Origin of the sequence: Actinophytocola gossypii (assembly GCF_025165815.1) — a bacterium.
In the GTDB taxonomy this organism is placed as follows: Bacteria; Actinomycetota; Actinomycetes; order Mycobacteriales; family Pseudonocardiaceae; genus Actinophytocola; species Actinophytocola gossypii.
Map to the genome: position 1 here is coordinate 334,658 of NZ_JAFFZE010000009.1, position 25,233 is coordinate 359,890.

Consider the following 25,233-nt stretch of genomic DNA (forward strand, 5'->3'; position numbering starts at 1 on the left):
ACTCAGTGAAAGCGCACCCGGTCGAGTAGCCGGTCCACCAGCTCGGGAAGAGGCTGGTCGCCGGACCGCTCCAGCCACAGGGCTCCCGCGGTGCGCACGGCGGCCAGGAACGACGCCGCCATCAGCCGGGCCAGCTCCTGGTCGGCGGTGCGCTCGCGTTCGACCAGCGCGTCGGCGAGGTCGCGTTCCAGCGCGATCTGGTCCGCCGCCTGCCTGGCCAGCAGCGACGGGTGCCGCCGGAGCAGGCGCAGCTGGGCCACCCACGCCGGGTCCAGCCGCTTCGCCGACCCGTACAGCTCGGTGGCGCTGCGGCGCAGCGCCGTCCACGCCGGCTCGTCCGCCGGCCGCTCGCGGACCAGGGTCAGCATCCGGCGCGTCCGTTCGCGGTCGGCGTGCAGGACCGCGTCCTCCTTGTTCGCGAAGTAGTTGGAGAACGTCCGCCGGGACACCCCGACCTCGTCGGCGATGTCCTCCACGGTGACGTTGTCCAGGCCGCCCGCCATCGCCAGGCGCAGCGCGGCCTCGTGCAGGGACTGCCGGGTCGCCGCCTTCTTGCGTTCACGGAGAGTGGTCGAAGGCTCCACGAGATCACCCTACCGAGCCGTGGTAGATTCCTATTGCGCAATTTTGCCCACTGAGCAACAATTGTGCCATACGCACTAGGGAGGCTTGAGGGGATGGGCGAGGCAATGCCGCGCCGGCAGGTGCTGGAGTCGCTCTCCGGCCTGCTGCTCGTTCTGTTCGTCGCCATGATCAGCTCCACCGTCGTCTCGACGGCGCTGCCGCTGATCATCGGCTCGCTCAACGGTTCGCAGACCCAGTACACGTGGGTGGTCACCGCGACGCTGCTCGCGGCGACCGCGAGCACCCCGATCTGGGGCAAGCTCGCCGACCTGTTCAACAAGAAGACGCTGGTCCAGATCGCGATCGTGATCTTCCTCGCCGGCTCCATCGCCAGCGGGTTCGCCCAGAACGCCGACCAGCTGATCGCCGCGCGCGCCTTCCAGGGCCTTGGCGTCGGCGGTCTGCAGGCGCTGGTCCAGGTCGTGATCGCGGCGATCATCCCGCCGCTCGAGCGCGGCCGGTACAACGGCTACCTCGGCGGCGTGATGGCCGTCGCCACGGTCGGCGGGCCGCTGCTCGGCGGGCTCATCGTCGACGTGCCCTGGCTGGGCTGGCGCTGGTGCTTCTGGGTGGGTGTGCCGATCGCGATCCTGGCGTTCGTCGTCCTGCAGAAGACCCTCAAGCTGGACACCGTCCGCCGCTCGGACGTGCACATCGACTACCTCGGGGCCTCGCTGATCGCGGTCGGCGTCAGCACCCTGCTCATCTGGGTGTCCTTCGTCGGCAACTCGTTCGACTGGGTCTCGTGGCAGACCGGGGCCATGGCCGGCGGCGGGCTGCTCGTCCTCGCCGTTGCCGTGCTCGTCGAGTCCAAGGCGCGCGAACCCGTCGTCCCGCTGCACATCGTGCGCACCCGCACCGCGGCGCTCGCGATCATCGGCAGCCTCTCGGTCGGCCTCGCGATGTTCGGCGGCGCGGTGTTCCTCGGCCAGTACTTCCAGGTGGGCCGCGGCTACTCGCCGACGGAGGCGGGCCTGCTGACGATCCCGATGATGGGTGGCGTGCTGGTCTCGTCCACCATCGCCGGGCGGATGATCAGCCGGTCCGGGCGGATCAAGCCCTACATCGTGACCGGATCGATCGTGCTGGTCGCCGGCTTCGTCGGGCTCGGCACCATCGACCACGCGACCGCGCTGCCCCTGGTGGCCACCTACATGCTGCTGGTCGGTGTCGGGGTCGGCATGACCATGCAGAACCTGGTGCTGATCGTGCAGAACTCGGTGCCGCTGCGCGACCTCGGCGCCGCGAGCGCGTCGGTGACGTTCTTCCGGTCGCTCGGCGGCACGATCGGCGTCTCAGTGCTCGGCGCGGTGCTGGCCAACCGGGTCACCCACGACCTGACCGCCGCGTTCGGCGGACACGGCCTCACCCAGGGCGACGGCGGCACCAGCGCGCTGAACCTGGCCGCGCTGCCGCCGCAGGTCCAGGAGGTCGTGCGCACGGTGTACGGGGACGCGACCGCGCACATCTTCGTCATCTCCGCGGCCGCCGCCGTGGTGAGCGTGATCGCGGCGCTGCTGCTGCGACCGGTCACCCTGCGCAACACGATCGACCTGGAGAAGACGAAGGACGACCAGGTGGTGACCGACCCGGTCGTGGGGTAGGTGGTGTTGATGGGCGCCGACCCCGCCGGCGCGTTCGAGTCCACCGTGGAGCACTTCGGCCCGCGTTCGTCGTGCGGCCGGACGATCCTCGCGGGCGTGGACGGCAGCGACACCTCGATGCGGGCCGCGTCCTACGCGTTCGGGCTGGCCAGGCGCGAGGGGTACCGGCTGCTGGTCGCGCTGGTCCGCACCCGGTGGAGCCTCGCGCTGACCGGACCCGCGATGGAGTTCGAGCGGCACACCTTCGTGCGGCTGCGCGACGAGCTGCGCGACGAGGTCCGCGAGCACGCCGAGGAGTTGGGCGTCGCGGTCACGTTCCTGGTCGTGCACGGCGACCCGTCCACGAGCCTGCGGGAGACGGCCGACCAGTGCCAGGTCGACACGGTGGTGGTCGGCGCGTCCACGAGCGCCGGCCACCGCTTCGCCGGCTCGGTGGCGAACCGGCTCATCCGCGCGGGGCGCTGGCCGGTCGTCGTGGTGCCGTGATCGTCTGGTTGGAAACTCACGGTTTACCCCGCATCGGGGTTACCCTTGACCCATGCGACGTGGACTGCTGTTCCGCTGGCTGACCGGGATCGTGGCACTGGGCGTGATCGCCTCGGTGAACCTGCCGACCGGTGAGCGGGACGGCGAGATCGCCGAACTCGCGTTCGCCAGGCAGGCCGCCGGCCAGCGGGTCGTGTACTCCTACCCGGGACTGGAGCCGCCGGAGAGCCTGCTCGCCAGGATCCGCGCCGGCGAGGCGGCGGGGGTCATCTTCTTCGGCGAGAACGTCGCGAGCCTGGAGCAGATCGCCGGCGTCGTCGCGCGGCTGCGGGCGGCCGCCGCGCAGAGCCCGGTGGACGAGCCGTTGCTGCTGATGACCGACCAGGAGGGCGGCCAGATCCGCCGCCTGCCCGGGGCGCCTGCGTTGTCGCACAAGGACGTCGGCGCCGCCTTCGACCCGCTCGCCGCCGCGACGAACGCCGGGCGCGGCGCGGGGGAGAACCTCGCCGGGGTCGGCATGAACGTCAACCTGGCACCGGTACTCGACGTGTTCCACGAGCCGGGCGACCTGATGGACCAGTACGAGCGGTCATTCGGCTCGGATCCCGCCTCGGTCGGCGTGCTCGGGGCGAACTACGTACGGGCGCAGCAGGCGGAGGGCGTGGCCGCGACCGTGAAGCACTTCCCCGGGCTGGGCCCGGCGGACGCGGACGAGAACACCGACCTGCGGCCGGTCAGCCTCCCGGTGCCGCTGTCCACGCTGCGGGACGTGCACGAGGCGCCGTACCAGGCCTCGATCTCCGCCGGGGCGAAGCTCGTGATGCTGTCCTGGGCGGTCTACCCGGCGCTGGACCCCGACCGCCCGGCCGGGCTGTCGCCGGTGGTCGTCGAGCAGGAGCTGCGGTCGCGCAACGGGTTCACCGGCGTCACGGTCACCGACGCGCTGGAGGCCGGCGCGCTGGCCGAGCACGGTTCGACCGGGAACCGGGCCGTGCTCGCCGCCGCGGCCGGGATGGACCTGATCCTCGCCTCGGCGCGGGACGTGGCGCAGGGCGACGAGGCCGCGGACGCCCTGGCCACCGCGCTCGCCGACGGCACCCTCGATCCCGGTGCCTTCGGCGAGGCGCTGGCCAGGGTCAACGCCCTGCGCGCGAGCCTTCCCTAGACCGGCACCGGCGTCCGCTCCCGCCGCTCGTCCCTCGGCGGCTCGACCAGGCGCTCGCCCTCGACTGGATCAGCGTGTTGTCCGCGAAGACGAACCCGGCGAACACGCTGGTCATGATCAGCGCGGCGGCCACCACGACCCGGGCGCCGCGCCGTGCACGTACTCCTCCCGCATCCGGGTCACCAGGAACACCTGGTAGTCCATGGCGAGTCCGAAGAGGACACCGATCAGCAGGATCGGCAGCAGGCTCATGATCGGTCCGGTGGCCGCGACGCCGAGCGCGTCGGTCGACCAGCAGGGTGACGGCCGACATCACGCTCGCCGGGATCGCCCTCGTCGGCGGTTTCCCCGGCCCTCGACGACCTCACCGACGACGAACTCCGCGCCAGCCTCCTGGAAGCAGGCCGCCGCCTCCTCTGCCGCCCCCGCCGCCGCTGACCCGCTGGTCAGCCGAGCGTGAGCAGGACGATCGCGGCCGACGCGCCGAGCAGGCCGGCCAGCTGCGGGCGGGTGAGGCGTTCGCGCAGCACCGTCAGCCCGAGCACGACCGGGATCACCGGGTACAGCGACGACAGCACGACCGCGACCGACAGCAGCTGCGCGCGGGTGGCCAACAGGTAGGCGACCAGTGCGAGCGTCGCACACGCCCCGGTCGCCGCGGCCCCGAGCAGGACGCGCCGGTCGGCCGGGGGTCGCCTGGCCAGCGGGACGAGCGCGAGCGTCGCGGTGACCCGCCCCGCGAGCACCGGCCACAGGCCCGCCTCCGGCGCGGCGAGCGCCAGCGCGAGGTACTGCACGGCGATGAACACGCTCGCGAGCAGACCGTCGAGCACGCCGCCGCTGCCGGCACCCCCGTCCCGGGTGACCAGCCAGAGCGTCGGCACCGCGAGCACCATCCCGGCGAGCGCCGGCGCCGTCGGCCGGTCGTGCAGCAGCGCGATGCCGACCAGCGCCGGGACGGCGAGCCCGCCCACCGCCGCGACCGGGACGACCACGCTCATCGCGCCCCGGCTCATCCCGCGGTACAGGAACAGCATCCCGACGCCCGTGCCGATCCCGGACAGCGCACCCCACCCCAGGTCCACGGCCGACGGCGACCCGGGCACCAGCGGCGCCACCACCAGCATCAGCACCAGCCCGCTCGCCTGCCCGGTCAGCGCGACCGGCGCGAATCCCGCCCGCCGCGACAGCATCCCGCCGGCGAAGTCCGCGACGCCGTAGAGCACCGACGACGCCAGCGCGAGCAGCGCGCCCATCAGCGCCTCGCGGCCTCGCCGACCGGGCAGCTCGCGCCGGTCGTGCAGGTGGCCCGGTCACACAGGCGGCACATCAGATCGCTGTCGCCCACCCGCTCGTAGAGCCTGCCCAGCAGCAGGCCGAGCAGCTCGCCCAGCGTCTCCAGCTGGTGCTCGTCGAGCGCGGCCAGCAGGTCGGCGAGCGGTTCGCCCCGGGAGCTCAACACCGCGTCGGCCGCCTCCGCGCCCGCCCCGGTCAACCGCACCGACACCGAGCGCCCGCCGGTGGGCACGCGTTCGACCAGGTCGCCCAGCGAGTCCACCATCCGCGCCGCCGCCGACTGGGTCAGGCCAACCCGCCGGCCCAGCTCGGTCACGCTCAGGCCGGGGGACGTCCGCAGCACCACCAGCGCGGCCGCTCCACTGGGGCTCACCGGAGCCGCCCGCACGGTCGAGGACAGCATCACGTCCGTCACCACCAGCGCGGTGGCGCCGAGCAGGTTCGCGACCCGGTCGGTTTCATGCATGACTCATGCATACCCGGCCGGGCGGCGGGCAAACTACCGTCCGGACGCCGAACTCGACGGCTCGGTGCGCGGGCCGAACGCGCGCAGGAACCGGTCGCGGAAGCTGTCCATGCGCCACACCGGCGCGTTCTCGGACGGGTTCATCCCGGGCTGCCAGTGCCAGTGGTCGATCCGGTCCAACACCGCCGGATCCTTCGCGATGACCGTGATCGGCACGTCCCAGGTGGCATTGTCGCCGGTCACGATCGGCGCCGGCTGGTGGTCGCCGACCACGACCAGCACCAGGTCGTCGTCGCCGTGGGTCTCGACGTAGGAGACGAGCGTGCTCAGCGAGTACTCGATCGCGTCGCCGTAGGCCCGGGTGACCTTCACCGGGTCGGGCCAGATCTCGCTGCCCTTGGTGCCGGCGGCCGGCTGCGGGTCGAACACCGAGCCGTCGCCCACCTCGTCCCAGTCGACCAGCGTCGGCAGCGGCGCGAACGGCGAGTGCGACGACACCAGGTCGATCTCCGCCATCACCGGCTCCGGGCGGTCCCGCTCGGCCCGCTCGAAGTGGGCCAGCGTGTACTGGTCCGGCATCTTCGCGTACGCGTACCGCGGGCCCTCGTAGCCGACGTTGTGCGCGTCGTAGATCTGTTCGAAGCCGAAGTACCCGCCTTCCGGCCACGCCCGGGAGATCGCCGGTGCCACCCCGACCGTGCGCCATCCCGCCCGCCGGAACGCGTTGCTCAGCGTCAGCCGGTCGCTCGCGGTCAGCGCGTCGTACCGGTGCTGGTTGTTGATCCACAGCCCGGACTGCAAGGTGGCGTGCGCGAACCAGCTCCCGCCCCCGGACGTCGACGACTCAAGGAACGCGCTGCGCGAGTCGAAGCCGGCCGCGCGCAGCCGGTCGGTGCCCGCGTCGAGCACCGCGTCCACGTCGGCAGCGACGGCGGAGTCCTCGACCGCCACCCGCCCGTAGCTCTCCACGAACGTCACCAGCACGTCCTTGCCGCGCAACGCGGTCAGCAGCTCGCTGCCCGGGGTGTGCCGGAAGTCGTCGTCGGCTGCCTCCTTCGTGAACCGCGCCGGGTCGAGCAGCCCCGCGCGGATCTGCCGCACGTCCTGGTACGCCGCCGAGGCCGCGCTGCGGGCCGCGACCGGCACGTGCGGCACGATCCGCACCTCGAACATCGCCAGGATCGCCCACACCAGCCCGAACACCAGCACCGTGCGGGTGGCTCTGGTCCGGTGGCCGACCACGATCCGGGACAGCCGCAGCACCGACCAGACCATCGACCCGACCAGGCCGAGCGCCAGCGCGACCGCCCCGACCACCGCCATGGTCGCGACGAACCCGCCGGCCGACCCGCGCAGGAAATCCAGGCCAGGCCCGAGGAACGTCCAGTCGAAGACCGGGTCGAACGGGCGGGCCAGGGTCTCGTTGAAGCCGAGGTCGAAGAGCTTCACGATGGTCAGCAGGCCGAGCCCGGCGCCGGCCGCCACGGCCGCCACCGCCCTCGGCCGAGGCGGCAGTACGAGCACGAGCCCGGCGACGAGGATCGCCTCCACCGGCAGCCGGGCGAACGCGACCGGCGTGTAGCGGCTCAGGTCGTTCGGCGCGAGCAGGGCGAACAGCACGAGCGCACAGGCGAGCCCGGTGGCCACCGCGGCCAGCGCGCGCCGCAGCGGGGTCGCCGGCTTCGGCTCGACCACCCGCTGTTCGCGCAGCCACAACAGGTCCCGCCCGAACGACCAGACCAGCGCCACCAGCGCCGCCCCGACCACGACCACCGAGCCGAGCGTGCCGAGCACCCCGGACGCGGCCACGACCAGCACGATCCCCTGCGCGGCGGCGACGGTCTTGCGGAACAGGCTCACCGGCAACGGCGCCCGCAGCCAGCCACGCGTCCACCCGGCCGCCACGAATCCGTACCGCATCAACCCGATCACCAGCACCCACGGCCCGAGATCACCGGCGACGTGCACGCTGAGAATCAGGATGAGGAACGCGTCGACCTCCATGTCGAACCGCGCGCCGAACGCGGACACCGTGCCCGTGCGCCGCGCCAGCCGGCCGTCGACCGCGTCCAGCGACAGGGCCACCGCCGCGAGCGCGACCAGCAGCGGCACCGGCGCCGAGCCGTCCGCGACCAGCGCGGTCACGCCGACGACCAGCACCGCCCGGCCGAGCGTGACCAGGTCGGCCGGGCCGAACGCGGACACCCCGGAGCGTCGCGCGGCCACGGCGAGCGCGACCAGCCCGGCCGCGCCGACCGCCAGCCCGGCCGTCCAGCCCGCCGTGCCGAGCCCGGCGACCGCGGCCAGCACACCGAGCAGCACCACCTGCCCACCGGCCGCGGCGCTGAGTGTGCGAACTGGGGAACCCGACGGTCCGGCCACGCGATCCTCCCGAGGTCTTGGTTGTCCGCCCTCCCATACGTGCCGATCCGGGCAACGGTTCTACGGCTCGGTGAACTACCTGGTCACTACGTACGTGTTCATCAGTAGAGACGACGGGAGGACCGCGTGCACACCCAGTTCGCACCCGAATGGCTCGCGCTGCGCGAGGACGCCGACGCGGCCGCGCGCGCCGAGGACCTGCTGGAGCCGCTGCGCTCCCACCTGATCCCGCCGCTTGTCGTCCGCGACCTCGGCTGCGGCACCGGTGCCATGGGCCGTTGGCTGGCCCCCCGCCTGCCCGGCGAGCAGCGCTGGCTGCTGACCGACCGCGACCCCGCCCTGCTCGCCCAGGCCGCCGGCAGCCTGCCGGTCCCGGCCGTGGCGATCCTGCGCGACCTCACCGACCTGACCGCGGCCGACCTGGCCGGCGCGTCCCTGGTCACCGCGTCCGCACTGCTCGACCTGCTCACCGCGGACGAGGTCGACGCGCTGGCCGCCGCGTGTGTCGCGGCCGGCTGCCCGGCGCTGCTGACGCTGACCGTGGTCGGCCGGGTCGAGCTGGAGCCGGCCGACCCGCTCGACGCGAACCTCACGGCGGCGTTCAACGCACACCAGCGCCGCACGGTCACCGGTCGCCGGCTGCTCGGCCCGGACGCGGCGGACGTCGCCGCCGCCGCGTTCGACCGCCGGGGCGCCGTCGTGCACCGCCGCTCCAGCCCGTGGCGGCTCGGCCCGGACCGGCGCGAGCTGACCGCCCGCTGGCTGCGCGGCTGGGTCGACGCCGCCGAGGAGCAGGAGCCCGGCCTGGCCGTGGACGCCTACCTGCACCGCCGCCTCGCCGCCTGCGAGGCGGGCGAACTACGCGCCACGATCCACCACGAGGACCTGCTCGCCCTGCCGGGGTGACCTACGGTCCGGCACGGCTGATCCCGAGCTGCGCGGCGATCGCGTCGTCGGTGGACCCGGTCCCGCCTGTGGGTGCCTGGCGCCCAACCGCGTGATGTGGACGGGCCGGCACTGGGTGCGGATCACCCCGCGCTACGTGCTCTGGGTGATCTCCACCTTGTTCGGGTAGAACGCCACGTGCCCGGCGATCTCGGCCACCGGCTGGAACGGCGTGGGGTAGGTCCACACGACGTCGGCCAGCTCCTGGTCGGGGAGCGTGATGCTGTAGTACGACGCGTCGCCCTTGTACGGGCAGTGGGTGCTGGTGTCGGTCGGCTTCAGCACCGACTGGTCGACGTCGGCCAGTGGGATGTAGGGGACCGGCGGGTAGTTCGCCTCGTTCAGGTTCAGTGCGGCGGTCGTGTCGGCCACGACGCGGTCGCCGACCCGGACGGTGACCCTGCCCGGGTTGGGCGCGACCGTGATCGGGTGGTCGGCGCCGGGGATCTTCTGCTCGGGCATCGCGGGTCGCCTCTCGCTCGGGGGCACTACCGGAGTGCAAGCCGACGGCGGCGCCGGATGTTCCCGCCCGCCTATACTTCGGTTGTCCGGCTTGGGGGCGGAGGGGGCCGATGCCACGTCGTGGTCCGTGGGTCATGGTCGCCTCGGTGTTCGCCGGGCTCGCGCTGCCGCTCGCGATGCCGGCCGGGGCGGAACGCGTGGCCGGGCGGGAGGTCGAGCTGCCGGTGATCGGTCCCGCCGAGGGCGACGCGCTGCACGTCATGTCGTTCAACCTGCGCTTCGCCGCCGACGACGAGCCCAACTCGTGGGCGAGCCGCCGGCCGGTGATGGCCGAGCTGCTCCGCCGCGAGCTGCCGACCGTGCTCGGCACCCAGGAAGGGCTCTACCACCAGCTCACCGACCTCGGACGCGACCTGCCCGGCCACTACGCCTGGATCGGCGAGGGCCGTGCGGGCGGCAGCCACGGCGAGTTCATGGCGGTCTTCTACGACACCCGCCGGCTGGAGCCGCTGGAGTACGACCACTACTGGCTCTCCGACACCCCGTCGCGGGTCGGCTCGACGTCCTGGGGAAACCGCCTTCCCCGGATGGTCACCTGGGTCCGGTTCGCCGACCGCCGCACCGGGCGCGAGCTCGTCGTGGTCAACACCCACCTGGACGCCGAGTCCGAGTACGCCCGCCGGCGGGCCGTCGCGCTGATCCGCGAGCGGATCGCCACGTTCGCGCCGGACCTGCCGGTCGTGCTCACCGGCGACTTCAACACCCCGGCCGGTGACTCGCCAAGCTACGACATCCTCACCGAGCGGATGACCGACACGTGGATCGCCGCGGCCGAGCGTCGGGGGTCCGCCCAGGCGACCTGGCACGGCTACCGCCCACCGCGCCGCGACGGCGAGCGCATCGACTGGATCCTCACCCGGGGCGCGGTCACCGTGCACGTCGCCGCCGTCAACACCTTCCACCGCGCCGGGCAGTACCCGTCCGACCACCTTCCGGTGCAGGCGTTGATCTCCCTCGGCTGACCGGCCGTTGCTCCGTCCGGCGGCTTCCGTTGCGCCCTCCGCGGCAATCCCGCGCCGGCGCCGTTTCGCGCACCGCCGGCCGGGCACGTCTGCCTCGCTCGACCACGTACGCCCGAGGAAGGAGCACGTGATGTCGACAGGAGCAACCATCGTCCTGATCGTCGTGGTGGTCGCCGTGGTGCTTGCGGCGGGATGGTTCGTCGCGGAGCGGATGCGCAGCAGGAACCTGCGGTCGCGGTTCGGGCCGGAGTACGACCGCCGGGTCGCGGAGACCGACGATCGCCGGGCCGCCGAGCGTGAGCTCGCCGAACGGCGCAAGCGGCACGCGGCACTCGACCTGCGCCCGCTGTCCGAGGCTTCGCGTACGCGGTACGCCGAACAGTGGACGATGGTGCAGGAGCGGTTCGTCGACCAGCCGCGCGAGGCGGTGGTCGAGGCGGACGCGCTGGTGGTCGCGGTGTTGCGCGAGCGCGGCTACCCGACCGACGGCTTCGACCAGCAGGCCGCCGACCTGTCGGTGGAGCACGCCGCCGCGGTGGAGCACTACCGAGGCGGGCACGACATCCGGCTGCGGCTGGAGCGGTCCGAGGTGTCCACCGAGGAGCTGCGCAGGGCGCTGGTGCACTACCGGGAGGTCTTCGGTTCCGTCGCCGGCCTCGGCGCCGGTCCCCAGGCGGACACCGCGCGGAGGTACGACGATGCGGCCCGATGAGACCCGGCAGGCGCCCCACCCCTCGGTCGGCGTGCCACCGCCCGACCCGGCACGCCCGCTACCGGAATCGACGACCGACCCGATGCCCGTGGTGGGCGCGGAGCCCGAGATCGTCGTGGAACCGGAACCGGTGCCGGAGGTCGGGCCGGAACCCGCGCCCGGCGACGCGGGCGCGGCGCTGTTCGGCGCCGGGGACGTGGAGCGGTTCCGTGCCCGCTGGCGCGAGCTGCAGGCCGACTTCGTGGACGACCCCGGCCGCGCCGTCCAGGGCGCCGACGAGCTGGTCGGCGAGGTGATGCGGGCGCTGTCGGAGATCGTCTCCGAGCACAAGCGTGCGCTCGAGACCGGGTGGCGCGGCGGCGCGGGCGAGACCGAGGACCTGCGGGTCGCCCTGCGTCGCTACCGCTCGTTCTTCGACCAGCTGCTCACCAGCTGAACGTCAGTGCACCTGGGCCGCGAGCTCGCGGACCGCGTCGGAGAGGGACACGAAGGTCGGGATCGCGGCCGCGACGCCGCTCATCCGCAGCATCCGCAGGGCCACCCGGTCGTGGGCGACGAGTCCGAGCCGCCGGCCGCGCTCGTTGGCTTGCTCGGCGGCCTGCACGAGGATGCCCAGGCCGGCCGCGGACATGAAGGTCACCCTGGTCAGGTCCACCACGGTCAACGGCTGCTGGTCCGCGCGCAGCGCCCTGGCGAGCTCCGGGGCGGTGCGCAGATCGACCTCGCCGGCCACGGTGACGACCTCGAGGTCCGCCCGGTACGGGACCCGCCGCACCCGCAGCGGGGAGTAGTCCGCGACCAGTTCGTCGGGACGTTCGAACATGTCAGCCCACCTCGGCTCGTTCCCCGACCACGCTACCGGACCGGCGCTGGCTACCGTGTGCACCATGGTTGCCGGCGACGAGTGGGCTCGGTGGCGGCGGGACCCACCGACCGCCGAGCAGCAGCGACGGGACGTGTGGGTCGGTCTGGCCGTGGTCGCCGGCGCGCTCGCCATGACGACGCTGGTCAGCAACATGGGCGCGGTCATCTTCGCGGCCCCGCCGCCGCTGACCGAGCAGCTGCTCTGGGCGGCCGCGGTGAGCGCGCCGCTGGTGGTCCGCCGGCGGTACCCGCTGGCCGTGGTGGTCGCCGTCGGGGTGCTGTTCATCGCCGCGCAGGCCAGGCAGACCGGGGACAACCTGGCGCCTTCGATCGCCCTGTTCTTCGCCATCTACAGCTGCGGCGCCTGGGAGCGGAACCGAACGGCGGCGCGCTGGGGACGACTCGCCGTGATCGGAGCCATGTTCGTCTGGCTCGGATGGAACTTGGTGGCCACGGAGCCGTCCGAACCGCTGCCGGGGGCGGCCGGGCCGCTCGATCCCGCGGTCGCCGCCGTGATCTACGGCGTCGGGTTCAACCTGCTGTTCTTCCTGTCCGCGTACTTCTTCGGCAACGTGGCGTGGACGTCGGCCCGGCGGCAGGCCCAGCTGGAACGGCAGGCGGCCGAGCTGCGGGAGTCCCAGGAGGCGAACACCCAGGGCGCCATCGTGGCCGAGCGGGTGCGGATCGCGCGGGACCTGCACGATGTCGTCGCGCACCACGTGTCGGTGATGGGGGTGCAGGCCGGTGCCGCCCGCCGGGTGCTCGAGTCCGACCGGGAGCTGGCCAGCGCCGCGCTGCGCACCGTCGAGGACACGGCCAGGACCGCGATCGGTGAGCTGCACGGCCTGCTCGGCGTGCTGCGCTCGGAGTCCGAGGGGGAGACCCCGCCCGCCGGGCTCGACCAGGTGTCCGACCTGGTCACCTCCGCGCGGTCGGCCGGGCTGGAGGTCGAGCACGGGGTGTACGGGGAGCCGAGGCCGGTGCCGGACGGGGTCGCGGTGTCGGCGTACCGGGTGGTGCAGGAGGCGCTGACCAACGTGGTCAAGCACGCCCGTGCGCGGCGGGTCGACGTGCGGGTGCGCTATCTGGACAGCGCGCTCGAGGTCGAGGTCACCGACGACGGACATGGCGGCCGTGGCGGACGCGGCGGCAACGGGAGCGGGTTCGGGCTGCTCGGGATGCGCGAGCGGATCGCGGTGCACGGGGGTGAGCTGGAGGCCGGGCCGCGTTCGCGCGCGGGCTACCGGGTCAGGGCGAGCTTTCCGGCCGCCAGGGAGGGGACGTCGTGACCTTGCGGGTCGTGCTCGCGGACGACCAGGACCTGGTGCGGGCCGGGTTCCGGGTCATCCTCGGGTCGGAGGAGGGCATCGAGGTCGTCGGCGAGGCCGGGGACGGGCTGGCGGCGGTCGAGCTGGTCGGGCGGCTGCTGCCGGACGTGGTGCTGATGGACGTGCAGATGCCGGGCGTGGACGGGCTGGAGGCCACCCGCCGGATCCGCGCCGAACACGACGAGGTGAAGGTCGTCATCCTCACCACGTTCGACCGCGACGACTACCTGTTCGAGGCACTGCGCGCGGGCGCGAGCGGGTTCCTGCTGAAGAACGCCTCGCCGGAGGACCTCGTCGACTCGGTACACGTCGTCGCGCGCGGCGACGCGCTGCTCTCGCCGGAGGTCACCCGCCGGGTGATCGCCCGGTTCTCCCAGCCGGCCGCGCCGGAGCGGGTCACCGTGCACCGCCCGCCGGAGCTGACCGACCGGGAGTTCGAGGTGCTGGTGCTGCTGGCCCGCGGGGCGAGCAACGCCGAGATCGCCCAGGAGCTGTATCTCGGCGAGACGACGGTGAAGACGCACGTCTCGCGCGTGCTGACCAAGCTCGACCTGCGGGACCGCACGCACGCCGTGGTCTACGCCTACGAGCACGGCGTGGTCGCGCCGGGTGGCGGGTAGGCCGCGCGGAGGACCCCGAAGTCGATCGCACGCCGGACGCGGGTGGACCCCTCGGCTGCCTAGCCTCTGCTGGCATGTTGACGGTGAAGACGATCAGCCGGAGCTTCGGGGACCGGCGAGTGCTCGACGACGTGTCGTTCGACGTCCGGCCGGGCCGGATGACCGGGTTCCTCGGCGCGAACGGGTCGGGCAAGACCACGACGATGCGCATCATCCTGGGGGTGCTCGCCCCGAACGGCGGCGCGGTGACCTGGAACGGGGCCCCGGTGACCCAGGACGTGCGGCAGCGGTTCGGCTACATGCCGGAGGAACGCGGGCTGTACCCGAAGATGAAGGTGGCCGAGCAGGTCAGCTGGCTCGGCCAGCTGCACGGGCTGAGCGCGGCGACCGCGAAGGCCAACACGGACCGGCTGCTGGAGCAGCTGGAGCTGACCGCACGGGCGGGCGACAAACTGGAGGCGCTGTCCCTGGGCAACCAGCAGCGCGTGCAGATCGCCGCCGCGCTGGTGCACGACCCGGACGTGCTGATCCTCGACGAGCCGTTCTCCGGGCTCGACCCGCTGGCCGTCGACACCGTGCTCGGCGTGCTGCGGGAGCGGGCCGCGGACGGGGTGCCGGTGCTGTTCTCCAGCCACCAGCTCGCGGTGGTCGAGAAGCTCTGCGACGACCTGGTGATCATCTCCGGCGGCGCGATCGCGGCCGCCGGGGCGAGGGAGGAGCTGCGCGCGAAGTACGGCACGTCCCGGTTCGAGCTGGTCACCGACACAGACACCGGGTGGCTGCGGGACCAGCCGGGCATCCGGATCGTCGACCTGGACGGCCCGCGTGCGCTGTTCGACCTGGACGTTCCCGGCGCCGACCAGCAGGTGCTGACCGCGGCGCTCGGCCGGGGCCCGGTCCGCGCGTTCACCCCGGTCGTGCCCTCCCTCGACGAGATCTTCAAGGAGGTCATCTGATGGCGACTTCGTTCGCGTCGGCGACCCGACTGGTCGCCACCCGTGAGATCAAGACCTTCCTGCAGTCGAAGGGGTTCTGGATCGGTCTCGGCGTGCTGGTGGCCGGCCTGTTCGCCTCGGCGATCCTGCCGTCGGTGTTCGGCGGCGACCGGGAGAGCGTGGCCGTGGTCGGACCCGCGGCGGAGCGCGTGCTGAGCGGCGCGGACCTCGACGTCCGCGAGGTGTCGGACGCCGCGACCGCCGAGCGGCTGGTCCGCGACGAGGAGGTGGACGCGGCGGTCGTGCCGGATCCCAGTGGCGACTCGGCGACCGGGGTGCGGGTGGTGGCGTTGGACGACGCCCCGACCGACGTGCTGGCCCAGCTGAGCACCGCACCGCCGGTGTCGCTGCTGGACGCATCCGACGTGAGCCAGGGTCTGCAGCAGCTCGTGATCATGGTGTTCGCCCTGGTGTTCCTCATCTTCGGGATGAGCGGATCGGCGATCGCGCAGAGCACGGTGACCGAGAAGCAGACCCGGATCGTGGAGATCCTGGTCGCGACGGTGCCGGTGCGCGCGCTGCTGGCCGGCAAGATCGTCGGACACGCACTGCTCACGCTCGGGCAGGTGGTGGTGCTCGCGGTGGCCGCGCCGGTGGCGCTGGCTCTGGGCGGGCAGTCGGAGCTGCTGACGGTGATGGCACCCGCGCTGGGGTGGTTCGTGCCGTTCCTGTGCGTCGGTTTCGTGCTGCTGGCCGCGATGTGGGCGGTGGCGGGCTCGCTGGTCAGCCGGCAGGAGGATCTCGGCTCGACCATGGGCCTGGTGATGATGCTGGTGATGGGCCCGTACTTCGCGGTGATGTTCTTCTCGGACAACCCGGCTGTGCTGACCGTGCTGTCCTACGTGCCGTTCTCCTCGGCGATCGCGATGCCGGTGCGGCTGTTCGCCGGCGAGGCGGCGGCGTGGGAGGCGGTGCTGTCGCTCGGGGTGCTGGCCGCGACCGTGGTGCTGACCGTGCTGCTGGCGAGCCGGGTGTACGCGGGTTCGCTGCTGCAGACCGGTGGGAAGGTCGCGCTGTCGAAGGCGTGGGCGGCCAGCAGTTAGTTCGCCGGCAAAAGAAAAAGGCCAGTCCCGGTGGTGGGACTGGCCTTTTTCACGCGGCGCGGGTGCGGCGCGCGAGGGTCCTGCGGTCGGATTCGGTCATGCCGCCGAAGATTCCGTGGCTGAGCCCGTTGTCCAGTGCGTACTCGAGGCACTGGGTGCGGACCGGGCAGCGGGCGCACACGGCCTTGGCCTGTGCCGTCTGCCGCGCGCCCGGGCCGACCTCGGAGATCGGGAAGAACAGTTCCGGATCGTCGTCCCGGCAGGCGGCGTCCTGCCGCCAGTCGTCGAAGTAGTCCATCATGGTGCCGCCTCCCATCACGGCGTGTGCTCGCGCAGGAGTGCACCTGGCGAGAATGTGTCGGAGGTTACGCAGAAAAGAGATGACCGCCCGCGCCTTTCGGCGCCGGTACGACCATCGTAATTCGTGCAACGCGTTTCCGCACGGAAGTTATTCCGTGCCCGAGGGGTTGTCGATCACGTACCGCCAGTGACCGTCGGCGCCCCTGCGTACGACGTCGGTCGCGGTACCGCTCAGTTCGAGCGGGGTTCCGTCCGGCGCGGTGCCCCGCATGCTCCAGTCCACGATGAGCAGCGCGATGTCGCCGGCGGTGTAGGCGTGCCGGACCCGCGCCCGCATGGACTCGGCCATCGAGGCGAAGTGCGCGTTGGCGGCCACCCGCTCCTGACCGGCCACCGGGTGGCCGGGCCGGGGCACGAGCACGGCGTCCGGCTCGTACGCCCGGTCCAGTGCGGTGGCGTCGCCGGAGTCGATCGCGGCGAGGAAGTCGGTGAAGGGGTCGTCATGAGAACTCGTCATGACTTCCACAGATTATCAGGGCGGATCGTGCTCAGATGTCGGAGGATGCCGCGTTCCAGTACTCCACGAACCTGCCGTCCGAGACCCGCAGGATGTCGTTTCCGGAGAAGTTCGCCACACCCTCGGCGGTACGGCCCTGCCCGGTCCACCGGCCCGCGACCAGGTCGCCGTCGACCAGCGGCCCCGCCTCGATGGTGAACGTGAGCCCGTCCAGCATCCGGTGCGTCTCGTCGATGACGGCCTGGAGTTCGGCCGGCCCCCGGATGTCCCGGTCGGGCCAGTGGCCGACGAAGTCCTCGGTCACCAGTTCGGCCGCGACCGGGCGCCCCGACCACAGCTCGTCGATCCAGCGTCGGTAGAGATCATGTGCTGCTGTCACCGGCGTCACGGTACCGTGTCCTCGGCGAAGTGGCAGGCGGTCGCCCGGTGCTCGCCGAACTCGCGCAGTGGGGGAGTGTCCTGGCGGCAGACGTCCTGGGCCAGCCAGCAGCGCGGGTTGAACCGGCAGCCGGACGGCGGGTCGAGCGGCGACGGCGGCTCGCCGGCGAGCACGCGCCGCCGGGACAGCCCGCCGCGGGCACCGCGGTCGGGGGACGGGACCGCGGACAGCAGCGCCTGGGTGTACGGGTTGGCCGGGGCGTCGTAGATGGTCGCGGTGTCGCCGAGCTCGGCGATGCGGCCCAGGTACATCACCGCCACCCGGTCGGCCAGGTGGCGTACGACGGACAGGTCGTGGGCGATGAACACGATCGCCACCCCGAGCCGTTTGCGCAGGTCGGCCAGGAGGTTGATCACCTGCGCCTGTACCGACACGTCCAGCGCGGACACCGGCTCGTCGCAGATCAGCACGTCGGGGTCCAGCGCGAGCGCGCGGGCGATGCCGATGCGCTGCCGCTGCCCGCCGGAGAACTGGTGCGCGTAGCGGCCCATCAGCTCCGCCGGCAGCCCCACCAACCGCAGCAGCTCGGCCACCCGCTCCCGGCGCGACGCCCGGGTGCCGGAACCGGCAGCGGCCAGCGGCTCGGCCACGATGTCGGCCACGGTCATCCTCGGGTCCAGGGACGCGTACGGGTCCTGGAAGATCATCTGCACGCCGTCGCGCAGCGCCCTGCGGTCTCGCCGGCGACCGGCGGTCACGTCCTCGCCCCGGTAGGTCAGCCGGCCGGAGTCCGGGCGCTCCAGCCCGACCAGCATCCTGGCCAGCGTCGACTTCCCACACCCGGACTCGCCGACGATCCCGAGCACCTCGCCGCGCCGCAGCGACAGGCTCACCCCGTCCACAGCGGACACGTGTCCCCGCCGCAGCATCGAGCCGACCGGGTAGGTCCGAACCAGGTCCTCCGCGCGAAGGACCTCCGGCGCCTCAACCAACGTGCTCACGCAGCATTACCTCCGACTCGTGGCAGGCGACCGTCCGCCCGCCGTCCGACTCGACCGCTCTCAGCTCCGGCCGTACCGTCGAGCACTCCTCGACGGCGCGGTGGCAGCGCGGGTGGAACGGGCAGCCGGACGGCGCCCGGGCGGGGTTCGGCGGCGCGCCGGGGATGGTGAACAGGTCGCCGCCGTGGTGCTCGATCCTCGGTACCGACCGCAGCAGCGCCTCGGTGTACGGGTGGGACGGTCGGGACAGGACGGTGTCCGCGTCGCCCGCCTCCACGATCCGGCCCGCGTACATCACCGCCAGCCGGTCCGCGACCTCGCTCACCACCGCCAGGTCGTGGGTGATCAGCAGCACACCCATGTCCAGCCGCGAGCGCAGCGAGTCGAGCAGGTCGAGGATCTGCGCCTGCACCGTCACGTCCAGCGCGGTGGTCGGCTCGTCGGCGATCAGCAGCTCCGGCTCCAGCGCGATCGCCATCGCGATCAGGATGCGCTGCCGCATGCCGCCGGAGAACTGGTGCGGGTAGTCGCCGACCCGGCGCTTCGGATCGGAGATCCCGACCAGGCCGAGCAGATCGGCCGCCTTCGCCCGTGCCACCCGCTTGGACGCGCCCTGGTGGATCCGGAACAGCTCGCCGAGCTGGTCGCCGATGCTGAGCACCGGGTTGAGCGCGGACAGCGCGTCCTGCAGCACCAGGCTCATCCGGCTGCCGCGCAGCCCGCGCATGGTCCTGGGCGTCGCCGCCCGCAGGTCGGTGTCGCCGAGGGTGATCTCGTCGGCGCTGACCGTCGCGCCCGGACCGGCCAGGCCCATCACCGCCCGCGCGGTCACCGACTTGCCCGACCCCGACTCGCCGAGCAGCGCGACCAGCTCGCCGCGCGGCACGTCCAGGTCCACGTGCCGTACCGCCGGTACCTCCACGCCGGACAGTCCGAACGAGACCGAGAGCCCTCTGACCCGCAGCGCGGGCCGGACCGATGTGTCCACGGCTCCATCCTCACATGAATCGTGTTGCCGATAAGTTTCATCCTGTAGTCGTTCGCGCCCGGATTGAACGCGAATGTTGACAACCGTGCCGGATAGTGATGACACTCTGCGGCATTCCACTGGAGACAGTCAACTGTCCACAGCAACCAGACTGGAGGCAGCGTGCTCGAGCCCGCTTCCCGCTACACCGGCTACACCGCCTACGACTACCTGGAGGCCGGGAAGGACTACCGGGAGTTCGCCTACGCCGAGCAGATCGGCCGGGTGCCCGCCTACCAGGGCCTCGAGCTGACCGCCGAACAGGACGAGCGCACCAAGCGCCTGCTCCGCGAGGAGACGGTCATCTCCCTGCACGAGCACGTGCAGGTCTTCCCCGAGGACATGACCGACCTGCGGGAGCACATCCGCCAGGGCCGCGAGCCCACGGGCTACGCCGGGCTCGCCCGCTCCGGGCTCACCGCCGTGTTCGACAACGGCATGGACGGCACCTGCTGCATCAGCTCCGACGCGGGCTGGAAGTACCAGGACGTGCTGTTCGACCTCGGCGTGCGGATGGCCGACCTGGCCCACCAGGACTTCGTGATCAAGGCCGAGACCCTCGCCGACATCGAGCACGCCGCGGCCACCGGCCGGGTCGCGCACGTCTTCGCGCTCGAGGCGGCCACCCCGATCGAGAACGAGATCGACCGGCTGGACGTGCTCTACGGGTTCGGCGTGCGGCAGATGGGCATCGCCTACTCCGAGGCCAACCTGCTCGGCAGCGGCCTCAAGGAGCGCGGCGACGGCGGCCTGACCTACCTCGGCGACCGGGCCGTCGAGCGGATGAACAAGCTCGGCATCGCGATCGACATCTCGCACAGCGGCGACCGCACCGGCCTGGACGTGATCCGCAAGTCCCGCACGCCGGTGTTCATCACCCACGCGGGGTCGCGAACCGTCTGGCCGACCAACCGGATGAAGGACGACGAGACGATCAAGGCCTGTGCCGAGCGCGGCGGCGTGATCGGCATCGAGGCGGCGCCGCACACCACGCTGTCCAAGGCGCACCCACGGCACTCGCTGGAGTCCGTGATGGACCACTTCACCTACTGCGTGGACCTGGTCGGCATCGACCACGTGAGCTTCGGCCCGGACACGCTGTTCGGCGACCACGTCGGCCTGCACGACACGTTCGCCGCCAACCTGTCGCTCGGCCAGGCGCACGCCGGCGTCGAGTACGACAAGGTGCCCTATGTGGACGGTCTGGAGAACCCGGCGGAGGGCTTCCACAACATCATCGGCTGGCTCGTCAAGCACGACTACAGCGACGACGAGATCCGCAAGGTCATCGGGGGCAACACGGTACGAGTCCTCAAGGAGGTCTGGGTCTAGATGCGCACTCCCCGGATCATCGCCGCGACGGCGGTCGCCGGCGCGCTCGCGGTCGGTGCCGCGTGCGCGCCGGAGCCGCCGGCCGCGGGTGGCGGCCAGGAGGTCACCGACGCCACGCTGACCATCGCCACCACCACCGACGTGGTGAACTACAACCCGCTGGTCGGCAACAGCCGCAGCGACTACTGGATCACCAACCTGATGTACCCGCACCTGCTCTCGATCGGGCCGGACGGCGCCAAGGAGCCGGAGCTCGCCGAGGACTGGGGCTACGTCGACGACACCACCGGCTTCTACGAGATCCGCTCCGGCATGACCTGGTCGGACGGGAAGCCGCTGACCGCCGAGGACGTCGCCTGGACGCTGAACGCGGTCAAGCGGGACAAGCCGTCCGGCACGCTCTACGGGCAGCTCACCAACTTCGAGTCCGCGAAGGCGGTGTCCGACACCCGCGTCGAGGTCAAGCTCACCGAGCCGGACGCGTCGATCGTCCCGGAGATCGGGTTCTGGGGCAACGTCGTGCCCAAGCACGTGTTCGAGCCGGCCGGCTCGGTGGCCGAGTTCGCCAACGACGGCTCGAACGGCGGCTGGGTCAGCGCCGGGCCGTACGTGCTCACCGACGTCCAGCGCGGGCAGAGCTACACCCTCGAGCGGATCGACGACTACCCGCTGGTCGACGGCGGCAAGCCCAAGGCGGCCAAGGTGGTCTACCGGGTCTACCCGGACGTGAACACCGAGATCCTCAGCCTGCAGAACGGCGACGTGGACGTGATCGCGAACGCGCTGCCGCCCGCGCAGGTCGAGCAGCTGCGCAACGCGCCGGGCATCGAGGTCCAGGAGGTCCCCGGTCTCGGCTACGCGCACATGACCTACAACATGAACCAGCCCGACCTGGCGAAGAAGGACGTCCGGCTCGCGCTCGCGCACGCGGTCGACTACGAGGCCATCCGGCGCGTCGTACTGCAGGACCAGGCCGTCTCCACCGGTTCCAGCCCGCTGATGCCGGTCCTGGAGGAGTTCCACGACCCCTCCATCGAGGAGTACGAGTTCGACCCGGACACGTCGCGCGACCTGCTCACCGGCGCCGGGTACACCGCCGACGCCTCGGGCAGGTTCCCGCTGACGTTCCGGCTCATCTACTCGCTGCAGGACCCGGTGACCACCCAGTGGGCCACCCTGGTCAAGAACGGCGCCGCGAAGGCCGGCATCACGATCGAGCTGCAGGGCCTGGAGCGCAACACCTACCTGGCCAAGACCGACGAGGGCGACTTCGACATCTACGCCGGCAACTTCGCGATCATGGACGACCCGGCGACCAACATGGCGCTGACCTACCTGCCCGGCGGTGCGATCAACTACTCCTACGTGGACGATCCGGACCTGACCGCGCTGATCCAGCAGGCCAGGGTGACCTTCGACCGCGAGCAGCAGGTCCCGATCCTGCAGGAGGCCGCGAAGCTGGTGCGGGACAACGTGTACGACAACATCATCTACACCCAGAACCTGTTCGTGGCGCACCGCGCGGAGTGGAGCGGGTTCGTCGTCAAGCCCAGCGAGCTGTTGTCCATCGTCAACCCGATCTCGGTCGCCTCGGCGACCAGGTCCGAGTAGGCGGGGGAGCGCCCGGATGTCGTTGTTCCTGTTCGTGCTCAAGCGGGTCGGCCGGGGCGTGGCCACCATCTGGTTCGCCGTGACGGTCACGTTCCTGCTCCTGCGCCTGCTGCCGGGCGACCCGGCGCTGGCGCTGGCGAGCACGAACATGACCGACGAGACCCGGGCCAACCTGCTCGCCGAGTTCGGGCTCGACCAGCCGCTGCCGGTGCAGTACGTCAAGTACATCGGCGAGCTGCTGCAGGGCAACCTCGGGATCTCGTTCACCCAGAACAGCGAGGTGACGACCGTCCTCATGGACCGTCTCCCGTGGACGCTCCTGCTGGCCGGCTCGTCGCTGCTGGTGACGGTGATCCTCGGCATCCCGCTCGGCGTGCTCGCCGCGTCCAGGGCGGGTGGCGTCTGGGACCGGATCGTGCAGGTGGTCGCGGTCACCGGCCAGTCGCTGTTCGTGCCGAGCCTCGGGATCCTGCTGCTGTACGTGCTCGGCCTGCGGCTGGGCTGGTTCCCGATCGGCGGCGCCTACACCGACGGCACCTACGGCGGCGAGTGGTACCTGAGCGTGCTCGCGCACCTCGTGCTGCCGTGCCTGTCGCTGGTGCTGGCCCAGCTCGGCGCGTACGTGCTCACCATGCGCTCCACGCTGATCGACTCGCTCGGCGAGGACTACGTGGTCCTCGCCCGAGCGAACGGGATGCCGGCCCGGCGGGTGCTGTGGAAGCACGCGCTGCGCAACGCCCTGTTGCCGACCACCACGCTGGTCGGGCTCCAGCTCGGCTTCGTGGTCGGCGGCGCGGTGCTGATCGAGACCGTCTACGCCTACCCGGGCATCGGGCGCGGCATCTACGAGGCGGTCACGCAGCTGGACTTCCCGGTGCTGCAGGGGGCGTTCCTGTTGCTGGCGGCGACCGTGGTGGTGGCGAACATGGTGACCGACATCGTCTACGGCGTGCTCGACCCACGTGTGAAGGCGGCCTCATGACCACGGTTGAGCAGACCCCGGTGTCCACGGAGGACGTGCCGCCGGCGGTGAAGCGCGGTACCTGGCGGCGGTTCCGGCGGGAGCCGCTCGGGCTGCTCGCGCTCGGTGTGCTCGTGGTGCTGGTGTTCGTCGCGGTGGCGGCGCCGCTGCTCGCCGACTACCCGGTCGGGTACGGCGACCAGGTGCTCGCGCCGCCGTCCGGCGAGCACTGGTTCGGCACCGACAGCCTCGGCCTGGACGTGTTCGCCGAGGTCGTCTGGGGCGCCCAGCAGAGCCTGCTGACCGCCGCCGCGGCGTCGCTGATCGCGATCGTCGTCGGCACGCTGCTCGCGGTCGTCGGCGCGTACTTCCGCCGGCTGGACACGGTGGTCGGTGTGGTCGTCGACCTGACGCTGTCGCTGCCGATCCTGCCGCTGATGATCCTGGTCGCCGCGCTCGTCGGGCCGAGCACGATGACGATCATCCTGGTGATCGCCGCGTTCTCCTGGCCGGAGGTCACCCGGGTGGTGCGCTCGCAGGCGCTCGCGGTGGTCCGGATGCCCTACGTGGACGCCGCCCGGCTGATGACCAGCAGCCCGGTCTGGATCATCACCCGGCACGTGGTGCCGGCCGTGCTGCCGCTGATCCTGGTGTCGGTGGTGCTCACCGCCTCCCGCGCGGTGCTGTCGGCGGCCGGGCTGGCGTTCCTCGGCCTCGGCGACCCGAACACCTGGTCGTGGGGCCGCATCCTCTACGAGGCCCAGCAGGCGGGTGCGATGTCCACCGCCTGGTGGCTGCCGCTGTTCCCGTCGCTGGCGATCTTCCTGCTGGTGCTCGCCGCGACGATGCTCTCCACCGCCTACAACGACGCCCGCAACCCCCGGCACGACAAGGGAGCCCGATGACCTTCTCGCAACGGCTCGGCCCGTCCTTCTTCCGGTCCACCCAGGACCGGGTGCGGGCGCTGGCCGTCGAGTCCGGCCTGGACGCCGTGCTCACCGACGACCCGGAGGACGTCGCGTACCTGACCGGGTTCTTCCACCACCCGTGCGAGCGCCCGGTCGCGGTGTGGCTGGACACCGACGGTCGCTGCCTGTTGCTGCTGCCCGAGCTGGAACGCGAGCACGCCGAGGCCCAGCACGCGGCGGCCGACCTGGTGTCCTACCCGGAGTACCCGGGCGTGGTGCCGCCGTTCGCCGCGCTCGGCCGCGTGCTCGGGCCGGGCAGACGGCGGGCCGGGCACACCACGTCGATCACCCACCAGCGACTCACCGCCGCCGCGTCCGCCCTGTCCGACGTGGAGCTGGTGGCCACCGAACTGGTCACGAGGTGCCGCTACGTCAAGGATCCCGACGAGGTCGTACTGCACGCGGAGGCCGCCCGCATCACCGACGTGATGCTCACCGAGGGCGTGCGGCTGGTGACCGACGCGCTCGCGACCGGGGGCGAGCTGCCCAGCGAGGCCGAACTGGCCGCGCACGTCACCCGGGTCGGCACCGGCACCATGTACGCCGAGCACACCGACGTCGTGGTGGTGTCGATGCTGGCCGGCGGGCTGGTCTACGCCGGCCCGAACTCCGCCTACCCGCACGGGCTGCCGTCCGGCTACCGGCTGCGGCCCGGCGACACGTTCATGCTCTCGCTCGGCTGCGCGGTCGGCGGACGGTTCGTCGAGGGGGAGCGGACGTTCGTCCTCGGCGAACCCACCGCCGAGCAGCGCCACTTCCACGAGGCCGTGCGGCTCGCGCAGCAGGTCGGCGGCGAGGCGATCCGGCCGGGCGCGGAGTGCCGCGCGGCCAACGCGGCGTGCCTCGCGGTGATCCGGGACGCCGGGCTCGGCGGCTACCTGCGGCACCGGCAGGGCCACGGCATCGGCCTCGGCATGCACGAGCCGCCGTGGCTGGAGGACGGGGACGACACCGTGCTGGAGCCCGGCATGATCGTGTCCAACGAGCCGGGGGTCTACGTGCCGGGCCACGCGGGCTACCGGATCTCCGACAGCATGCTGGTCACCGAGACCGGCTCCCGCCCGCTGACGTCCTTTCCCCGGTCCATCGAGGACTGTGTGATCCCGGTATGAGTCAAGGAGGT

The 25,233-nt window shown here is 72.1% G+C and carries 27 protein-coding genes and 1 pseudogene; 16 read left to right on the forward strand and 12 right to left on the reverse strand.

The features are described from left to right. Positions 1-2 precede the first annotated feature (2 nt). Positions 3-584: a TetR/AcrR family transcriptional regulator gene (locus tag JT362_RS09910; RefSeq protein WP_260190793.1), complete on the reverse strand. Its 582-nt coding sequence runs from the start codon at positions 582-584 to the stop codon at positions 3-5. 93 nt (positions 585-677) lie between these two features. Here JT362_RS09910 and JT362_RS09915 point away from each other — a divergent pair, with 93 nt between their 5' ends. From JT362_RS09915 to JT362_RS09925, 3 genes are read left to right on the forward strand one after another with little or no spacing between them, the layout of a single operon-like run. Next, entirely contained in the window at positions 678-2,228 is a 1,551-nt protein-coding gene (locus JT362_RS09915) for an MDR family MFS transporter (protein WP_260190794.1), read from the forward strand. Between the two features lie 9 nt (positions 2,229-2,237). Then, a complete protein-coding gene (locus tag JT362_RS09920) occupies positions 2,238-2,714 on the forward strand; it encodes a universal stress protein (RefSeq protein ID WP_260190795.1) in 477 nt (158 codons plus the stop codon). 52 nt (positions 2,715-2,766) lie between these two features. After that, positions 2,767-3,879, forward strand: a complete 1,113-nt coding sequence (locus JT362_RS09925; RefSeq protein ID WP_260190796.1) for a glycoside hydrolase family 3 N-terminal domain-containing protein — start codon at positions 2,767-2,769, stop codon at positions 3,877-3,879. Positions 3,880-3,940: 61 nt separating this feature from the next. Here JT362_RS09925 and JT362_RS09930 read toward each other — a convergent pair. From JT362_RS09930 to JT362_RS35570, 4 genes and pseudogenes are all read right to left on the reverse strand, one after another. After that, positions 3,941-4,173: pseudogene (locus JT362_RS09930) on the reverse strand (MMPL family transporter); the annotation flags it as partial. A gap of 152 nt (positions 4,174-4,325) precedes the next feature. Then, the gene (locus tag JT362_RS09935) at positions 4,326-5,135 is read right to left on the reverse strand and encodes a DMT family transporter (protein WP_260190797.1); all 810 of its coding nucleotides are present in this window, start codon (positions 5,133-5,135) and stop codon (positions 4,326-4,328) included. Continuing rightward, positions 5,135-5,641 (reverse strand): MarR family winged helix-turn-helix transcriptional regulator, encoded by a 507-nt coding sequence (locus tag JT362_RS09940; protein ID WP_260190798.1) that lies wholly within the window; start codon positions 5,639-5,641, stop codon positions 5,135-5,137. The genes JT362_RS09935 and JT362_RS09940 overlap by 1 nt, the downstream gene beginning before the upstream one ends. Positions 5,642-5,674: 33 nt before the next feature. Beyond that, on the reverse strand, positions 5,675-7,966 hold the full coding sequence (locus tag JT362_RS35570) for a CDP-alcohol phosphatidyltransferase family protein (protein WP_375546465.1): 2,292 nt from the start codon (positions 7,964-7,966) through the stop codon (positions 5,675-5,677). 183 nt (positions 7,967-8,149) lie between these two features. On the opposite strand from JT362_RS35570, the gene JT362_RS09950 reads away from it, so the two are divergent. Then, positions 8,150-8,929 carry a class I SAM-dependent methyltransferase gene (locus JT362_RS09950; protein WP_260190799.1) on the forward strand — a complete coding sequence of 260 codons (780 nt, stop codon included), beginning with the start codon at positions 8,150-8,152 and terminating at the stop codon, positions 8,927-8,929. A gap of 132 nt (positions 8,930-9,061) precedes the next feature. Here the strand turns inward: JT362_RS09950 and JT362_RS09955 are convergent, their stop codons facing one another. Beyond that, the gene (locus tag JT362_RS09955) at positions 9,062-9,430 is read right to left on the reverse strand and encodes a DUF427 domain-containing protein (protein WP_260190800.1); all 369 of its coding nucleotides are present in this window, start codon (positions 9,428-9,430) and stop codon (positions 9,062-9,064) included. A 110-nt stretch (positions 9,431-9,540) separates the two neighbouring features. Here JT362_RS09955 and JT362_RS09960 point away from each other — a divergent pair, with 110 nt between their 5' ends. The 3 genes from JT362_RS09960 to JT362_RS09970 all read left to right on the forward strand — a co-directional run bounded on the left by JT362_RS09960 (position 9,541) and on the right by JT362_RS09970 (position 11,600). Then, entirely contained in the window at positions 9,541-10,452 is a 912-nt protein-coding gene (locus JT362_RS09960; protein WP_260190801.1) for an endonuclease/exonuclease/phosphatase family protein, read from the forward strand. Positions 10,453-10,582: 130 nt separating this feature from the next. Continuing rightward, positions 10,583-11,164 (forward strand): hypothetical protein, encoded by a 582-nt coding sequence (locus JT362_RS09965; protein WP_260190802.1) that lies wholly within the window; start codon positions 10,583-10,585, stop codon positions 11,162-11,164. Further along, positions 11,151-11,600 carry a hypothetical protein gene (locus JT362_RS09970; protein WP_260190803.1) on the forward strand — a complete coding sequence of 150 codons (450 nt, stop codon included), beginning with the start codon at positions 11,151-11,153 and terminating at the stop codon, positions 11,598-11,600. The genes JT362_RS09965 and JT362_RS09970 overlap by 14 nt, the downstream gene beginning before the upstream one ends. Positions 11,601-11,603: 3 nt before the next feature. Here the strand turns inward: JT362_RS09970 and JT362_RS09975 are convergent, their stop codons facing one another. Continuing rightward, entirely contained in the window at positions 11,604-11,987 is a 384-nt protein-coding gene (locus tag JT362_RS09975) for an STAS domain-containing protein (protein ID WP_260190804.1), read from the reverse strand. Positions 11,988-12,051: 64 nt separating this feature from the next. Here JT362_RS09975 and JT362_RS09980 point away from each other — a divergent pair, with 64 nt between their 5' ends. The 4 genes from JT362_RS09980 (at position 12,052) to JT362_RS09995 (ending at position 16,014) form a co-directional block, all read left to right on the forward strand. Next, a complete protein-coding gene (locus tag JT362_RS09980) occupies positions 12,052-13,317 on the forward strand; it encodes a sensor histidine kinase (RefSeq protein WP_260190805.1) in 1,266 nt (421 codons plus the stop codon). Then, positions 13,314-13,976 (forward strand): response regulator, encoded by a 663-nt coding sequence (locus JT362_RS09985; protein ID WP_260190806.1) that lies wholly within the window; start codon positions 13,314-13,316, stop codon positions 13,974-13,976. Before JT362_RS09980 ends, JT362_RS09985 begins: the two co-directional genes overlap by 4 nt. A gap of 74 nt (positions 13,977-14,050) precedes the next feature. Beyond that, complete coding sequence (locus JT362_RS09990; protein ID WP_260190807.1) at positions 14,051-14,932, forward strand: ABC transporter ATP-binding protein; 882 nt, start codon at positions 14,051-14,053, stop codon at positions 14,930-14,932. Continuing rightward, on the forward strand, positions 14,932-16,014 hold the full coding sequence (locus JT362_RS09995; protein WP_260190808.1) for an ABC transporter permease: 1,083 nt from the start codon (positions 14,932-14,934) through the stop codon (positions 16,012-16,014). Before JT362_RS09990 ends, JT362_RS09995 begins: the two co-directional genes overlap by 1 nt. 49 nt (positions 16,015-16,063) lie before the next feature. Here JT362_RS09995 and JT362_RS10000 read toward each other — a convergent pair whose 3' ends face one another. The 5 genes from JT362_RS10000 to JT362_RS10020 form a co-directional block, all read right to left on the reverse strand. Then, complete coding sequence (locus JT362_RS10000; RefSeq protein WP_311202682.1) at positions 16,064-16,315, reverse strand: WhiB family transcriptional regulator; 252 nt, start codon at positions 16,313-16,315, stop codon at positions 16,064-16,066. Positions 16,316-16,462: 147 nt separating this feature from the next. After that, the gene (locus tag JT362_RS10005; RefSeq protein ID WP_260190809.1) at positions 16,463-16,831 is read right to left on the reverse strand and encodes a YybH family protein; all 369 of its coding nucleotides are present in this window, start codon (positions 16,829-16,831) and stop codon (positions 16,463-16,465) included. A gap of 31 nt (positions 16,832-16,862) precedes the next feature. Further along, the gene (locus tag JT362_RS10010; protein WP_260190810.1) at positions 16,863-17,210 is read right to left on the reverse strand and encodes an ester cyclase; all 348 of its coding nucleotides are present in this window, start codon (positions 17,208-17,210) and stop codon (positions 16,863-16,865) included. 5 nt (positions 17,211-17,215) lie between these two features. Beyond that, positions 17,216-18,211: an ABC transporter ATP-binding protein gene (locus JT362_RS10015; protein ID WP_260190811.1), complete on the reverse strand. Its 996-nt coding sequence runs from the start codon at positions 18,209-18,211 to the stop codon at positions 17,216-17,218. Then, complete coding sequence (locus tag JT362_RS10020) at positions 18,195-19,199, reverse strand: ABC transporter ATP-binding protein (protein ID WP_260190812.1); 1,005 nt, start codon at positions 19,197-19,199, stop codon at positions 18,195-18,197. Before JT362_RS10020 ends, JT362_RS10015 begins: the two co-directional genes overlap by 17 nt. A 162-nt stretch (positions 19,200-19,361) precedes the next feature. On the opposite strand from JT362_RS10020, the gene JT362_RS10025 reads away from it, so the two are divergent. Genes JT362_RS10025 through JT362_RS10045 form a run of 5 tightly spaced genes read left to right on the forward strand, consistent with a single transcriptional unit; the run spans position 19,362 to position 25,222 of the window. Then, positions 19,362-20,570, forward strand: a complete 1,209-nt coding sequence (locus JT362_RS10025) for a dipeptidase (protein WP_260190813.1) — start codon at positions 19,362-19,364, stop codon at positions 20,568-20,570. Next, a complete protein-coding gene (locus tag JT362_RS10030) occupies positions 20,571-22,181 on the forward strand; it encodes an ABC transporter substrate-binding protein (RefSeq protein WP_260190814.1) in 1,611 nt (536 codons plus the stop codon). It begins immediately after the preceding gene. Between the two features lie 16 nt (positions 22,182-22,197). Further along, complete coding sequence (locus JT362_RS10035) at positions 22,198-23,163, forward strand: ABC transporter permease (protein ID WP_260190815.1); 966 nt, start codon at positions 22,198-22,200, stop codon at positions 23,161-23,163. Further along, on the forward strand, positions 23,160-24,047 hold the full coding sequence (locus JT362_RS10040; protein ID WP_260190816.1) for an ABC transporter permease: 888 nt from the start codon (positions 23,160-23,162) through the stop codon (positions 24,045-24,047). Before JT362_RS10035 ends, JT362_RS10040 begins: the two co-directional genes overlap by 4 nt. Continuing rightward, a complete protein-coding gene (locus tag JT362_RS10045) occupies positions 24,044-25,222 on the forward strand; it encodes a M24 family metallopeptidase (RefSeq protein ID WP_260190817.1) in 1,179 nt (392 codons plus the stop codon). The genes JT362_RS10040 and JT362_RS10045 overlap by 4 nt, the downstream gene beginning before the upstream one ends. Positions 25,223-25,233: the final 11 nt, after the last annotated feature.